Source organism: Micromonospora sp. MH33 (assembly GCF_003013775.1).
GTDB classification, from domain to species: domain Bacteria; phylum Actinomycetota; class Actinomycetes; order Mycobacteriales; family Micromonosporaceae; genus Micromonospora; species Micromonospora fulviviridis.
The window spans coordinates 13959-28567 of the sequence record NZ_MUYZ01000060.1; the positions used below are offsets into that span (position 1 = coordinate 13959).

Below are 14609 nucleotides of genomic sequence, written 5' to 3' on the forward strand. Positions count from 1 at the left end.
AGGCGGGGACGGGGGCAGGACAGGGATGGGAACCATCGGGGACTCCGATCGGCGGTAGGAGGAGGCTCGCCGGCCGGGTCAGCGACGGCGGGCTGGTAGGCCGGAGACCGGGCCGGTGACGATCAGCTCGTGCTCGGTGGCCGAGGCGTGGCTGTGGAAGGCCACCCGCGCAGATCCCGCCGCGAGGAGGGCGTCTCCGCGCTGGCAGGACAGCAGGAACGCCCGCTCGCCGTCGGTGAGCCCGAATGCCTCGGCCACGGCGTCGATGGCCTGCGGTGCCTGCCGCAGCAGGATCTGCGTGGCCGCGTTGGAGACGACGGCGCGGCCGGTCTTGGTGGCGAGGACGTCAGCGGCGTCCTGGGTCACGACGGTCAGGCCGACGCCGTACTTGCGGGCCGATTTGGCCAGGGTCTCCAGGAATACGCCGCCGCGCCCGCCGGACAGCAGCTTCCACGCCTCGTCCACCAACACCATCCGCAGCACGTCCGGGCGGGCGCCGCAGGCGGTGGCTCCGCGTACGGTGCGCCAGATCGTGTCCAGGGTGAGCAGCGTGCCGACCGGGTGAAGTTGCTCGGGCAGGTCCTTGATGGCGAAGACCACGAGGTGTCCCTGCGCGGCGGTGGTGGTGGGTCCGTCGAACAGGCCCTTCATGCTGCCGGCGACGTAGGGGTGCAGGCGGGCGGCGACTCGGCGGCCGGCGTCGTCGGTGTCCTCCAGGGCGGCCATCACGTCGGCCAGCAGCGGCGCCGGTCGGCTCCAGGTGCGCGGGTCGGTGGTGATGCCCTTGGCCCGATAGGCGGCCAGCACGGCAACATCGAGGGAGCGGGCCTCCTCGCCGGGCAGCGGTGGACTGACAGCGGTGTCACCGCTGCCCATCACGGTCACCAGCGTGTGCAGGAACCGTGCTCGGTCGTGGAGAGCGTCGTCGTCACCGGGCGGCAAATCGAGAGGGTTGATCTTCACACCGGCCGCGCCGAGGCGGATGACCGTGCCGCCGACCGCGTCGGCCAGGCGCAGGTATTCGTCTTCGGGGTCGATGACGAACGCTTCCACCCCGAGGCACAGGTTGCGCAGCAGGTCGAGCTTGGTCAGGTACGACTTGCCCTCCCCGGAGCGGGCGAGGACGACGGCGTTGTAGTTGGACTGCGCCCACCGGTCCCAGACGACGACCCCGGCCGAGTGCAGGTTCAACCCGAATAGCACACCCATGCCGCTATCCCCGGCGGTGTCCGGCAGGTCGGGGCTGGTGAACGGGAAGCTCGCGGCGAGGGCGTCGGTGTCGAAGACCCGCTTCATCCCGAGCGCGTCGAACGCGAGGGGTAGGCCGCTGATCCACCCCTGCAACTGCCGCCACGTCACCGGCGCGGTGTTGAGCAGCAGCGAGGAGGCCAGGGACCGCACCTCGGCCACCCGCTGCGCGAGGTCGTCGGGGCTGGTGCCGTGGACGGTCAGGTACAGGCCGAGGCGAAACAGCCGGGCCTCGCCTCGGGCCACCCGCGTGGCCAGCTCGGCGGCGTCGGCCGCGGCGGCGTCGAGTTCGGGATCGTCGAGGCGGCCCTTGGCCGCGTCGTGACGGCGGGAGGACTCGAACCTGCCGCGCTGCTTGCGTAGCCGCTCGGAGGCCACCGCCGGCGGGACCGGCTCGATGTGGAAGGCGGCGTCGACCAGACCCGGGTAGGACAGGAGCGGCTCCGCCCACCCCGGACCAACCTCGGCCGGGTAGCCGACGACGGCGAGGGTGGCGCTGTAGCCGTCCCCGACCCGCACGTGTCGGTCGTGGACCTCAACGGCGTCCGGGGAACCGGGCAGGATCGTTGCCGACTCGGGCGCGGTACGTCGCCGCGTCGACAGCAGTGCGGACAACAGGCTCACAGGTCGTCACCTCCGTCAGGTGTGGCGTAGGGCGTGAGGGGCGCGGCGGTGGGGTCGAGGCTGGCCGCGAGCCGCACCGTGGCCTCGGTTCCGTCGAGGACCCGGGCGGGAACCTCGCAGCCGGCGAGGACGCGCACCGCCTCGGCAGCGTGATGCGCGGCGTGGTGGGCGCCGCGTCGGCTGCGCACGGCTATGGTGACCTGCCGGTGCAGCAGCTCGCGCTGCCCGGCCAGGTCATCGAGGAAGGCCACGTGCGCTCGGGCGGCCTCCTCCAGTGCCGGATGCGGCAGCCCCGGGGCGGCGGCGAGGAACCGGTCGGCGAGGTAGCTCAGGTCCACCCGCTGTGCCCGCACCACGATCTGCGCCGGGCCATCGAGGCTGTGTAGCCACCGTGCGAACCCGGCCACCAGGCCGTTCTGCTCAGCGGGCGTGCGTAGCCCGAAGGCCACTGTCGAGGCGGCGACCAGGCCCGTGGTGCCATCCGACCCGAGGTCGATCAGCCCGTCGCCGGTGATGCCCTGCGCGGGAAGCCGCAGTGGTGCGGGCAGCGGTAGCCGGTCACCCGGCCCGGCTGTGCTCTGCACCCATGCCGGGGCCGGGACGATCGGCCCGTCGGCCGGCACGAGCCGACGCGGACTGCGGCGATGCCGCAGCGCCGCGAGAACCCAGGCGTCAAGGCTGACGCCGTCCCGGCGGCCGACCGCAAGCAGGAACGCCCCAGCGGCGGGCGGCATCGCGCCCGCGAGGAATACCAATGGATGTACGAGGGTGGCCACCGCCGTCCACGCCGCGTACAGCAGCAGGCCCGTGACGGCCAGGATCACCAACTGCCGTCCCGACATGCCGAACGCGATCCGGTCCGGCCGCTCGATGTCTGCGGGAACCCGCGCCCGCATCGGAGCCTCGTCGCTTTGACGGCTCATCGCTGATCACCCCTCGCTTTCGACGGCGAGCGCCGCACCGGACCGGACGACCGGGCCGGCGGCGGGGACGGGGACGGCCCGGTACCGACGCCTGCCGGACCCACCGGGGACGGCGGCGAGGCTGGGACCGCCGACCGCCGACCGTCCGTGGACGGCGGCACGGACGAGGCTGGTGGACGAGGCTGCGGTGCGCTGGTGGCCGGTACTCGCCGGGCAGCGGACGGGGTGCCCGGGTTGGGAGCTGCTTGCCCGCTCGGGGTAGCGCGCCGCGCCGCCGTAGGCCGGGTCCCGGGGGTCGAGGCTCGTTGTGACCCGCCGGCGCCCGGTGCGGCCGGAGCTGCCGAGAACACCGGCGTGACCGGGGCAGGTGGTCGGCGCGGGGCTCCCTGCGGTTTTGGCGCGGCGGAGAACGTCACCGCCGGGACCGCAGCGCTGGGTGTTGCTCTCGGTGTCGTGGTGGCGGCGTCGCTGAAGGCGACTCGGGCCGGTGGTGCGGGCGGGGCCGGTGGACTCGGCTGGGCCGGGGACGGGTGGGAGAACTGCGCGGCCGGGACGCCGCCGGACGGCGTTGGAGTCGGTGTGGACGGTGCCGCCGGGTGGCTGAAGGTGGGGGCGGCGTTCGTCCCGGACGGGGCGGGCAGCGGCGTGTGGGTGACCGGGGCATGGCTGAAGGCCGCCGGTCCCGGCGGGGACGACGGGACGGGAGTCGGCCCCGGACGGGACGGACGAGGCGGGCGGGGCGGACGGGGGGCGCCCGGCGATGGACGGGGGCCGGGCGGACGAGGGGGCGTCCGCCCGGGGGTCCGAGCCGCGTTCGCACCGCCAAGGACGCCGGCCGCCGCACCCAACGTCTTGATCATGATGAAGGCGTGGACGAGTTGCCCGAGCAGTCCTCGCCCGTTGTGCTGTCCGAGCGGGCCGAGAACGAACTGTCGCATCCAGCCCGGCAGCTTGATCAGCAGCCACAGCATCGTCAGGCAGACCACGACGCCGAGGAGCCCTTGCCCGGTCGCGGGCACGCCCAGCACGGTCGGTCCGGCGGGGGTGAGGAACACCTTGACGCTGGCCATGACGACGATGGCCTGACCGAGTTGCAGGCCGAGGCAGGCCAGCGTGCACCGCCACCACAGGTGGGCCACGCCCTCGGTGAGCGGGCTGGCGTGACAGATCAACGCCGCCGGAGCCACCCCGATCAGGATGACCAGCGCCGCCAGACGCAGGACGAACGTGAACTCCAGGACGAGGCACATCACGATCACGGCGATGGTCAGCAACGCCATCAGGAACCCGCCGCCTCGCAGGGCGTTGTCCACGACCTGCCGGATGGCGGTCGCGGCGGCCGGTCCGTCGATCGTGTTGCCGGCGATGGCCACGGTCAGCGCGTTGGCCAGTTCGATGGCCTTCTGGCCGATGATCAGGCTGCAATTGGCCAGGACCACACCCACGGCGATGCGGGGTAGCACCTGCTTGAGTCCGTATCGGGTTTGCAGGGTCTCCCTCGCGGTGACCAGGAACCCTCCGGCGACGATGAACAGCACGATGATGCCGTTGGCGACGATCAGACTGGTTGTCCAGATCGCCTTGACGTGCTCGTTGACGGTGAAGTCGGGGGTGGACAGCCACGATGCGCCGAGGGCTTCCATCACCGGCGGGAGGGCCTGTTCAGCGGCCCACACGACCAGGTCGACCACGGCCCCGCGGATTTGGCCTCCGATGTCGTACCAGGCCGGATCATCGTCAACAGAAGGCTGGCTGGGAGTCGGGGCCGGGCCGGGCGAGGGTGCCGGCGTAGAGGGAGACGGTTCCGCCACCCCCGGGCGGACGCCAGGGTCAGGCACGCCGGGCGTCGGCGGCGTGCCGGGTGCGGTAGCTGGCGGGCCGGGTGCCGGGCTCGGCTCGGCGTGCGCCGGCCCGGCCCAGGTCAGGGCAAGGGCGGCGAGGATCACCACGGCGAGCAGCAGCAACGACACCGGTCGAACCGGGCGGCGGGGTCGGAGCGTGAGGGCGGTCATCAGGCCACCCACCCGCTGACGATGGTCACGAACAGCGGGGCGAGCAGCGCGAGGGCGTAGCCGATCGCGGCGGACCGCAGCGCGAGCTTGGCCTTCTCGACCTCGCCGGGGTCGCCGTTGGCGGCCAGGTAACGCAGGCCGCCCACGGTGAGGAACAGGGTGGCGACGGCGACGAGGATGCCGAGGAGCCAGGTGCGGATGTTGTTGGCGACCTGCTGGATCGACTCGGCGGCCAGCACCACCGCAGCCGGCTCGGCCGCCAATGCCACGGTCGGCACGGCGACGAGGGCTGCCGTCACCGCAGCGGGGGTGAGGAGCAGCAGAGCGGCGCGGACAGTCCGAGGGCAGTGTCGAGGCAGGTGGCGGACGGACGGCCGTCCGCGCCTGCCCGCCCCGAGGCGGCGGACCGCCGCCTCGGGGCGTGGGATCGGGTGGGGATTCATGGGCTTGGCACCTCCGGTGTGCACGCCGACGCGGCCCGCCGCGGGGCGTGGGGCGCGAGTGGGTGGCGAAGGCGGGACCGGGCGGTGCGCTCGTGGGTGACCTGTGGTGCCGACCGGCGCGGCCGTCCTCCTCACCAGAGATGGCGGGTGGGCCGGGGACCGTGCGGGATGTCAGCGCCGTCAGCGGTCCGGTCGGAACAAGGTCACCTGCGCGGAAGAGTCCCGCACTAGGGGATAACAAATCCGAGCCCCGGATTGGAAACCCGCAGCTCAGGCGAGGTGCTTACGGACGCTTCCGCGTGATGGGCGCGTCGAGGGCCAGGGTCGCGGTGGCCTCGTGGATCACTTCGGCGTACGGGTCGCACAACTCGCCGGACTCGATCGCGGCCTTGAGCCGGGCGACCGCTGCCGTGCGGCGCTTGTAGAGGTTCCAGCGGGTCTGGCCTGTGTGTTGGGCGTAGGCGGTGAGGCTGAACTCTTCCAGGTAGGTCGCGCCGATCAGCTCGGCCTCCTGTGCGTTGATGACCTCCGCGGTGACCGCACGGGCGAGGATGAGATCCGGGTGGCCGTACGGGGCCGGCGGCAGCACCGCCCCAGGGGTGTGGTTCGGAGCCCTGGACGACCCCGGTTCCTGCTCGCGCAGCTCAGCGCGGGCCTTGGAGAACGCCGCCGACAACAGGTTGCCGACCACGCCCGGCTTGGCCACATCGACCGTGCCGAGAGCGCGCAGGAAGTGCTCGACGATGGCGGCCTGCACATCGCCGGTGAACAACTTGGCCAGCAGGTACGCCTTGAACCGCAGGCCCGGCAGCGCGACACCGACTGCACCGGCACGCCAGCCCCGGTCATCGGTGCGGGCACGCTGCACGAGCAGCCGCCACGCCGCGTCCCGGGCGGCGTAGCCACAGGACGGGTGCATGAGGATTGCCGACAGCTCGGGCAGGGCGATGGCCCGGCGGGGCAGGCCCTGGCCGAGGCTGCGGCCGTCCACCGACAGCGGGCTCGGTCCCTGCCCTATCAGCCGGAAGCGGTACTCGATGTCGTTGAGCAGCGTCTCGCCGCGCCGGGAGATGGCTGGCTCGGTAGCGGGGGTACGGCGGTCCATGGTGGTGCTCCCTCGTGATGACCGTTCGCCGGTCGGCGGGAGTGCCGGTCGGCGCTGTGCCACCACGCCACCAGGGCCTTTGAACAGATCAAGAACACTCATGATCTTGTTCAGGGTGTCTCGGCAGGTGTTCAACTCGGCCGCCGCCGGTCCCCCGTCAACGCGTCTCGACGTCAGCCGGCGGGCACCCGGGCTAGGGCGTGCAACCCGTGGTCAGGCTGTTCAAGGAGCTGGGTGCCGGCCGTTGCCGTCGATACAGCACTCTCATACACGCACCGCCCATGAGGCAGCCATAGGCAGGAAGCAGGAGGGCCACAAGCCTCTCGCGAGTGCACTCACGCCCTATCGCGATCTCGTTGAAGGTTCCGGGGCCGAAACCGCTCGCGCCGACGCGGCCATCTTGAGCGTCGACCTCCGGCTCTTCCGCACGGGGCCGTAGACCGCCCGAATGTTCCGAGGCCGTCTGCGGGTCGGCAGATTGCGTACCCTGTTCAGCGCGGGCACGACGATCGGGTTCCAGGAGCCAACACCGCCGTGGAACACCGGCCAGATTCGCCTCGAAGTACGCCGAGTGAGGGAGTTACGTCCGGTGGATCTTTATCGCCTTCTGAGTGTTCCTGCTCCGATCGCAGCCAAGGCGACCGAAGCAGCAACCTCCTCCCGCGTCGAGATGGTGCCAGGGATGACCAACCCCCACCCTCGCCCGATGACGCGGTTCACCGAGTCAGTCGAGAGCACCGATGAAGAGCGGTCAGGCATGCTTCTGCGTTCGGTTGCGCCTTGAGTACTCGACCTGTCCTGATTGTCGGGGAACGCGGAGACCCACATGTCGATGCCGTCGTGGACCTGCTGCCCGCCCGAGGCACGGTCGTCCTCGACGCAGCCAGCCAAAGCGACGTCGTGCAATGGCTCGACCCAGTCAATGTTCGACTGGTCGACATCTCCGGCGCCGCCGTCAGCGTCGGAGCGAATCACATGGCTGCGCGCGGCTGGATCCGGCGCCTGGCTCCTGCGGGCTGGGATCTGGGAGTGCCTCTTGGCAGTCACGCCGCTGCAAGGTTGTCGTCACGGCTGGCGCTACTCGCCGCGATCCTGCGCGAGCCGAGCCTGACCTGGGTAACCCCGGTGGACCCGTTGTTTGCCGCGGAAAACAAGGTGGTGCAGTACCGCGCCGCTCTGACCGCCGGGGTCCGGATCCCGGCCACAGCCATGAGCGGCTCACCGGGTGACCTGGTGGAAGAACTGGGTGACTCGTTCGTTCTGAAACCGCTCGGACCTGGCCACTTTCAGGAGCCGGACGGCTCGTCGCAGGTGCTCTACGTCAAGAAGGTTCCGGCTGCCGAATTGGCTGGCATCGACCTACTCGACGCGCCGTTCCTTGCGCAGGAGGTCGTTGCGGCCGAAACCCACCTGCGGATCGTGACAGTCGGCAGTCGTGCGTGGACCGCAGCGTTGGATGCCACTGGCCTGCCCATCGATTGGCGCGAGCACGAATCTGCCCACCACACCTTTAGGGCCACGGACCGGTGGCCGCAGGTCGAGGAGGCCGCCTTGCGGCTGGCCGCAGGTTTGGGCGTCGGCTACAGCAGCCAGGACTGGCTGATCGACAGGGATGGCCCGGTCTTCCTCGACCTGAATCCGGGTGGCCAGTGGATGTTTCTTCCCGAGCCGATTGCCACGTCGGTGGCGCAGGCCCTCGCCGCCTGGTTAGCGGGCCGGTAGTGCTGGTCATCGCCCCGAGTGAACGGTTTGCCGAGGCCCGGGTGTACGCCTACTACGTACTCGCCGTGTTCCGCCCTGGGATCGATGTGCCCACCTTCGGTCGGCCCGAGGACTTCGCCGACAGCCTGGACGGCCTCACCGAGGACGACTACAAGATCGTTATTGAAGAAGGACGCCGACAACTCGACCGACAACTGGCTGATCTTGAGAAGAACAAGTCACGAGCAGCGACCATGCTGACCGTCGGGTTGGCGGAGATCGGCCTTCTTGCGGCGGGCGCGAATCACGCCTTTACTCACACGCCCTGGACCGGCGTCGTTTGGGTCGTGAGCGCGTTCCTTGCCCTGTTCGCCTTGGGCGGAGCAGTCTCCCTGCTCACATCACAGGCCATTTTCGGACGCGTCGACACACCCACGATCGCTACGGGGCCCACACCCGTGCAACAGCAGGTCGCGATCGGCTACGCCCAAGCGGTCGGCTGGGGCGAAGAGACCATCCGTACCCGAATCACGGTCCTCCGAGACGGCGTCCTGCTCGCGGTCGCATCTGCGATGCTGTACGCGCTGATCTGGCCGTTCATCTCCAGCGCCCCGAATCAGCAGAGCAACCCGCAGTCAAATCCCGCAGGAGTATCGACCACATGCCCGGTGACCTGTACGCCTTCCTCGCCCAGCAGCCCACCCGAGCGAACGAGCCCGCAAGGCAGCTCGGCCCCGGGCCCGACGGGCAGCGCCCCAGCCCTAGCACCATCTACACCGCATCCATAGAGACGATCGACAACGACCGCGCGACCCCGTTGCTCGGCAACGTCAGCCTGTAGCCAACGCGAGTCGATCCGGCTCGCCCCTCACCACGGCAGAGGTATGGCTAGTTTGCCCTATCAGGTTCGGCCGGCGCCTCGACCAAGTCGCATTGGTCGACCCAGCGGGCAAGAAGGCTCAGAGCAGCGAGCCGCTCCACAGCGTCCTGCTCATCGAGCTGCCCCGCCCCGTGTGCCACGGCGTTGCGGATCGTCATCTGCACACCAGGCGCGTAGAACCGGAGCCCTCCATTCATCGAGCTGACATCTCGGTTCGTCGGATCACCCGGCCAGCGTAGCCGCGGCTTGCCCGGCACCGGCTCCTTGTCCGAGAACGCCTCCTGCCACAACGCCGTATCAGCGACATCGTTGCGCCCGGTACGCGTCTTGACCAACAGGGCGACGGCCTCAGCCGCAGCCGCCACGGCCTCGCGGAAGTGCCGGTCACGCCACAATCGCGAGGCTGCGCCCCACACCATGGGATGCATCGCCTCCGCCCCAACAGTTGGCGGACGTTCTGCCTCGGCCTGCAGGATAAGACCATCCAACCGGCCGAGCGCTCGGTCGCATGCCCCGAGTACGTCAACCGCCTCCAGAAGGGGCTTCGGCCGCGTGATCGTCTGCCAATTGGCGATCGGATCAACAACGCCGACGCCCTGCACAGCAACCGCTACCTGGGTCAAGGGTACGGCTGCCGCAGCCCGCCCGGCGGCACGAGAAACTCGGGCCTGGCGGCGAGCAACCTCCTTCGGGTCGGAGCCATCGCGGAGGAACACCGCAGGGGCGATGCCGCGCGCAACACCTCCGAATCCGCCCCCCTCCCCGTTCTGTACGTACAGTTCGAGCAGGTCATCGAGCGCGTCGCGAAATTCGGCAACCGCCGACGCCAGGGCCTTGAGGTAATCCGGGTTCTTCCGCGCTTCCACGCGTCTCATCGTTCCACGGCTGATCTGCGCACCGACACCCGCTCCGAGCGAGACCGCGTCGATCGGTCTGAGTGGCAGCGCCGCGATGGTTAATCGGCATGGCCCGCCATGCGCAGCACCGGCAGATGGGCATGGGTAGTCGTCCTCACGGCATAGCCGCCGTACCTTGAAGCAGACGAAGATCTTGTTCAAGCCAGCGCGGATCTTGTTCGACGTGCCCACGCACCGCGTCAGCCGTGCACGGGTGGGTGATGCTGAAAGCCGGTGTCTCGACGCCCTGAACTGCGTGTTCAACCCGTTGACGATCTTGTTTAACCGGGCGACGCCGAGCGGCGCACCCAGATCGGCAGCCAAGGCGTCTTCCAATCCGAGGCCCGGATTTGTAATCCCCTAGTGTCAGCGCTTGTCGGCGGACGTGGCCCACACGACCATGCCAAAGCCCAGCTCCACCGCCCCCGGTGACCGGCCTCAGCCGGCGCCGGTCGGGCTGCTCCTTCCCCGCACCCGCGTCCCGCGCACGCCTCGAACGGGAATGCCGGATTGGCACGGGCTCCCCCTGAGCTACCTCGCCTACCTCATCCGCCGCTACACCCATGTCGGTGACGTGGTGCTCGACCTCGACGCGCACCCCGCCGCTGTCGCCGCGACCGCCTATCTGGACCGGGTATCGGCCCGACTGATCACCGGTCGTCACGGCCTGCACGTGCGGCTCCTGCCGCCCTCCCCCGAACGCTGGACACGTCACGCGGTACGACGTTCCGGCCCACGTGTCGATCTGATCCTGGCGGCCCTGCCACAGGGCGCACAGGGCCTCACCCGAGACGGCATCGCCGCAGCAATGAGCACCTGGCGGCCTCTGCTACGCCCCGGCGGTTTCCTGTTGGTCGGACTCACCGCCGCGCAGCCCCAGTCGGGCGAGTTCAGCCACCGCGCCACCGTCATCGCCGCCGCCCGCGCCGCCGGCTTCTTCTACCACCAGCACATCCCCGCCGTCCTCGTCCCGCTGCCCGAACACGAGCCACGCACCACCCCGGAACGCCCCGACGAGGCTAACGACCGCCGACGGCTGCTCGACGGCCGTCACCTGCCGACGTTCCGGGACCTGCTCGCGTTCGGCACCACCGCCACCGGTGAGGAGAACGCCCGTGCCTGAGCCTCGTCTGCCGTTCCACACCGGCGACCCCCACGACTCCGAACCGCCCTACCCCAACGCGTCCGAGCTGGCCGCCCTGCTCGCCGAGGGCTACCTCGGCTCGGTCTGGCTCACCGGTCAAACCGCGTCGCGTGACCTGCGGCGCGGCCGATACACCCCGGAGTCCTTGACGCACCCCGGCAAGATGCTGCCGACCATCCCCCGGTACGCCATCCGCACCTACACCAACCCCGGTGACGTGGTCCTCGACCCCATGGCCGGCATCGGCACCACCATCATCGAGGCCATGCACCTCGGCCGCCACGGCGTCGGCGTCGAGTACGAAGCCGAATGGGTCGCCAAGGCCGCCGACAACATCCGCCACACCGTCCAGACCGGGGCACCGGGCCGCGGCGAGATCTACCACGGGGACTCCACCGCGCTGCCGGCACTGCTGCCGGCCAGCCTGCACGGCCAGGTCTCCCTCGTGATCACCTCACCGCCCTACGGATCGTCCACCCACGGCCACGTCCGCACCCCCGGCCCGAGACGCGGCAAGGTCCGCAAGATCAACCACAAGTACGGCAGCGCGGACAACCTTGCCTACCGCAGCCACGGTCAACTCGCCGACGGGTTCACCGCGATCCTCGCCGGCTGCCGGGCTCTGCTGCGCCCCGGCGGGCATGTCGTCGTCACCGCCCGGCCCTACCGCCGCCATGGCGAACTCATCGACATCCCCGGCATGGTCGCCGCCGCCGGCATCAACGCCGGCCTCGAACTGGTCGAGGAGTGCATCGCCCTCATCTGCGGCGTCCGCGACGGCGTGATCATTCCCCGCGCCTCGTTCTTCCAGCAGAAGAACATCCGGGACGCCATCGCCATCGGCGACCCGCAATGGCTCGTTCAGCACGAAGACGTGGTGGTCTTCAGGGCTTCCTCATGAGTGACCGCCCGCCGGAGAAGCCGGCTACAACTTCCGGGACGAGCCCGACGCCGACCATCGAGGTTCGGACCGAACCGGAGCTGACCGATGCCGTGGCCCACGTGCTGCTGACGTTGCTGCAACGCTCGTCAACCAGCAGTCGCCAGGGTTCGGCCGGGTCCGCCGACGCTTGATCTCTTCATACCGGTATGCGTGGATCTGGTTGATGGCGCATTTGCCGGCCAACCCCCATACGCGGGTGGCCGGCAGATGCCCGCCCCACAACACCCCGGAAGGCTCGCTCCGTGACCATCGACGTACCCCGAATCGAAGAAACTGCTGCCACCCTGCTCGCCGACGATGAATATCAGCGGTTCGCGTTCTACGGCCGGGTATCCACTGAGGACCAGCAAGACCCCGTAGCGTCTAGGAACTGGCAGCTCACACGCGCTACCGGCCTCATCGAGCCGGTCGGCGGCATCATCGTCGCCGAGTTCTTCGACATCGGCTTGTCCCGCTCCTTGCCATGGAAGCGACGTCGCCACGCTGCCAGGCTGCTCGACGCCCTCGCCGACCCGGACCGTGGCTTCGACGCCGTCGTGATCGGCGAGCCGCAGCGCGCCTTCTACGGCAACCAGTACAGCCTGACCATGCCCGTCTTCTCCCACTATGGCGTCGGACTCTGGGTACCTGAGGTCGGCGGCGCGATCGACCCCGAGTCCGAAGCACATGACCTGATCATGAGCGTGTTCGGCGGCATGTCCAAGGGCGAACGCACCCGTGTAAAGGTCCGCGTCCGCACTGCCATGACCTCGCAGGCAAAAATCGAAGGCCGGTTCCTCGGCGGGCGCCCACCCTACGGGTACCGCCTCGCGGACGCCGGACCGCACCCGAACCCGGGCAAGGCCGCTGACGGCCGCCGCCTGCACAAGCTCGAACCCGATCCGACCACCGGGCCCGTCATACGCCGGATCTTCGCCATGTACCTCGCCAACCACGGTTACTTCGCCATCGCTGAGGCGCTCACCCGTGACGGCATCCCGTCGCCGTCAGCTGCCGACCCCGCCCGCAACCCTCATCGCACCGGCGAAGGCTGGGCCAAGAGCGCCGTCAAGAACATCCTGTCCAACCCCCGCTACACCGGCCGACAAGTGTGGAACAAACAGCGCAAGGACGAGGTACTCCTCGACGTCAACGACGTCGCCCTCGGCTACGAAACCCGGATGCGCTGGAACGACAAGTCCTCGTGGGTATGGTCAGATTCAATCGCCCACCCACCGCTTGTCACCGTCAACGACTTCGAACTGGTCCAGACGATCATGGCAGCCAACGGCCGAGGCCGCACCAGCACCCGAGAGCGCCGAGTGCGGCGCCCCTACATCCTCCGCGGACTCATGATCTGCGGACTGTGCGGGCGCAAGATGCAAAGCCACCAGGCACATGAACTCGCCTATTACCGGTGCCGCTACCCCAACGAGTACGCCCTGGCCAACCACGTCCAGCACCCCCGCAACGTCTACGTCGCGGAACGAGACATCGTCCCCGCACTCGACAACTGGCTTCTCAGGGCTTTCGCCCCGCACCGGCTCACCGACACGATCCGCAGACTCCACGCCGCCCAGCCCGCCGCCGGGCCCAGCACCGGCGTCCCCGAAATCACCGCCGCCAACAAGATCATTGCGGCATGCGACGCCAAGCTCTCTCAGTACCGCGCCGTCGCCGACGCCGGAGGCGACCCGGTCACCGTCGCCGCATGGATGGCCGAGGTCAACGCCCAACGCGCCGCCGCCCTCGCCCAGCGTGACAAAGCAGCTGCACAGGAACAGGCTCCCCGCCGCCTCACCGAGGAGGAGATCCGGCGCCTCGTCGGCAGCTTCGACGACGTCCGCAACACCCTGCGCAACGCCCGCAGCGAGGACAAGAGCACCGTCTACCGCGAACTACGGCTCGCTCTCACCTACAACCCCGGTGAAAACAAAATCAGCGTCGAGGCTAGGCCCGACGCTGATTACTGTGGGGTAACTGTACGTGTCCGAGGGGGGACTTGAACCCCCACGCCCTATACGGGCACTAGCACCTCAAGCTAGCGCGTCTGCCATTCCGCCACCCGGACCTGCTCGTCCAGCCTACCCTGTCGGCCGAGGTGATCTTCTCACCGGTTCGGCCGCCCCGGTGGGCTGCACGGGGCATTACTGTACACGGCCGGGGTGGATCATGCACATCGCCGTCACGCTGCAGCGTTTCCCCAGGTCAGTCCGGCAGGCGGGCGGCCAAACCCGGCAGTCGAGACCGGATCCTGGGGGGCGGGTAGCGAGGAACCGGCGATTCCGGGCAGCATTGCTCACGTGTCCCACCCCTCCCCCCTGACCGCCGCTCAACACCAGGCCCTCGCGCTGCGTTCCGCCGGTGACCTGGCGACCGCCCGCCGCCTGCTCGCCGATGCCATCGCGGCGGCCCGACCGGCCTACGGTGAGGACCACCCCGACGTACTCGCCACCGGCCACCTGCTGGCCCGACTGCACCGCGAGGCCGACGACCCGGCCGCCGCACGGCGGGTCCTCGAAGAGGCGTACGCGGCCGGCGAGCGCCGCCGCGCCGACAGCGATCCGCTGATGCTCGCGCTCAGCTTCGACCTCGCCGGCGTGGCGGAGGAACTCGGCAACCGGCACGAGGCCTGCCGGTCCGCAGCCCGATCCGGCGGCGCTGTCGGGGCCGACCATGTCGCTGCCGGCGGTGCAGCAGCCGTACCCGGC

The 14609-nt window shown here is 69.8% G+C and carries 12 protein-coding genes and 1 tRNA gene; 6 read left to right on the top strand and 7 right to left on the bottom strand.

The features are described 5' to 3' along the window. Positions 1-78 precede the first annotated feature (78 nt). From B0E53_RS12495 to B0E53_RS12515, 5 genes are all read right to left on the bottom strand, one after another. Positions 79-1872, bottom strand: a complete 1794-nt coding sequence (locus B0E53_RS12495) for a conjugal transfer protein TraC (protein WP_107076210.1) — start codon at positions 1870-1872, stop codon at positions 79-81. Next, positions 1869-2795: a PrgI family protein gene (locus B0E53_RS12500; protein WP_107076211.1), complete on the bottom strand. Its 927-nt coding sequence runs from the start codon at positions 2793-2795 to the stop codon at positions 1869-1871. Before B0E53_RS12500 ends, B0E53_RS12495 begins: the two co-directional genes overlap by 4 nt. Continuing rightward, positions 2792-4438 carry a hypothetical protein gene (locus B0E53_RS12505; RefSeq protein ID WP_107076224.1) on the bottom strand — a complete coding sequence of 549 codons (1647 nt, stop codon included), beginning with the start codon at positions 4436-4438 and terminating at the stop codon, positions 2792-2794. The genes B0E53_RS12500 and B0E53_RS12505 overlap by 4 nt, the downstream gene beginning before the upstream one ends. A gap of 368 nt (positions 4439-4806) precedes the next feature. After that, the gene (locus B0E53_RS12510) at positions 4807-5250 is read right to left on the bottom strand and encodes a pilin (RefSeq protein WP_107076212.1); all 444 of its coding nucleotides are present in this window, start codon (positions 5248-5250) and stop codon (positions 4807-4809) included. A gap of 283 nt (positions 5251-5533) precedes the next feature. Further along, complete coding sequence (locus tag B0E53_RS12515) at positions 5534-6355, bottom strand: hypothetical protein (protein ID WP_107076213.1); 822 nt, start codon at positions 6353-6355, stop codon at positions 5534-5536. A gap of 840 nt (positions 6356-7195) precedes the next feature. On the opposite strand from B0E53_RS12515, the gene B0E53_RS12520 reads away from it, so the two are divergent. Both B0E53_RS12520 and B0E53_RS36995 read left to right on the top strand, forming a co-directional pair. After that, entirely contained in the window at positions 7196-8077 is an 882-nt protein-coding gene (locus B0E53_RS12520; RefSeq protein WP_107076214.1) for a hypothetical protein, read from the top strand. Then, positions 8077-8844 (top strand): hypothetical protein, encoded by a 768-nt coding sequence (locus B0E53_RS36995; protein WP_146167656.1) that lies wholly within the window; start codon positions 8077-8079, stop codon positions 8842-8844. The genes B0E53_RS12520 and B0E53_RS36995 overlap by 1 nt, the downstream gene beginning before the upstream one ends. A 100-nt stretch (positions 8845-8944) precedes the next feature. Here the strand turns inward: B0E53_RS36995 and B0E53_RS12530 are convergent, their stop codons facing one another. After that, positions 8945-10156: a TIGR02391 family protein gene (locus B0E53_RS12530; RefSeq protein WP_210406042.1), complete on the bottom strand. Its 1212-nt coding sequence runs from the start codon at positions 10154-10156 to the stop codon at positions 8945-8947. Positions 10157-10232: 76 nt separating this feature from the next. On the opposite strand from B0E53_RS12530, the gene B0E53_RS12535 reads away from it, so the two are divergent. The 3 genes from B0E53_RS12535 (at position 10233) to B0E53_RS12545 (ending at position 13904) form a co-directional block, all read left to right on the top strand. After that, entirely contained in the window at positions 10233-10955 is a 723-nt protein-coding gene (locus B0E53_RS12535; RefSeq protein WP_107076225.1) for a hypothetical protein, read from the top strand. Continuing rightward, entirely contained in the window at positions 10948-11877 is a 930-nt protein-coding gene (locus B0E53_RS12540; RefSeq protein ID WP_107076217.1) for a DNA methyltransferase, read from the top strand. The genes B0E53_RS12535 and B0E53_RS12540 overlap by 8 nt, the downstream gene beginning before the upstream one ends. A gap of 284 nt (positions 11878-12161) precedes the next feature. After that, entirely contained in the window at positions 12162-13904 is a 1743-nt protein-coding gene (locus B0E53_RS12545; RefSeq protein ID WP_107076218.1) for a recombinase family protein, read from the top strand. Here the strand turns inward: B0E53_RS12545 and B0E53_RS12550 are convergent. Next, positions 13886-13969, bottom strand: a tRNA-Leu gene (locus B0E53_RS12550). The genes B0E53_RS12545 and B0E53_RS12550 overlap by 19 nt on opposite strands. 232 nt (positions 13970-14201) lie before the next feature. Between B0E53_RS12550 and B0E53_RS12555 the strand changes: the two genes are divergently transcribed. Beyond that, positions 14202-14609, top strand: a 408-nt coding sequence (locus B0E53_RS12555; RefSeq protein WP_210406043.1) for a tetratricopeptide repeat protein, incomplete at its 3' end; no start/stop codon positions are given.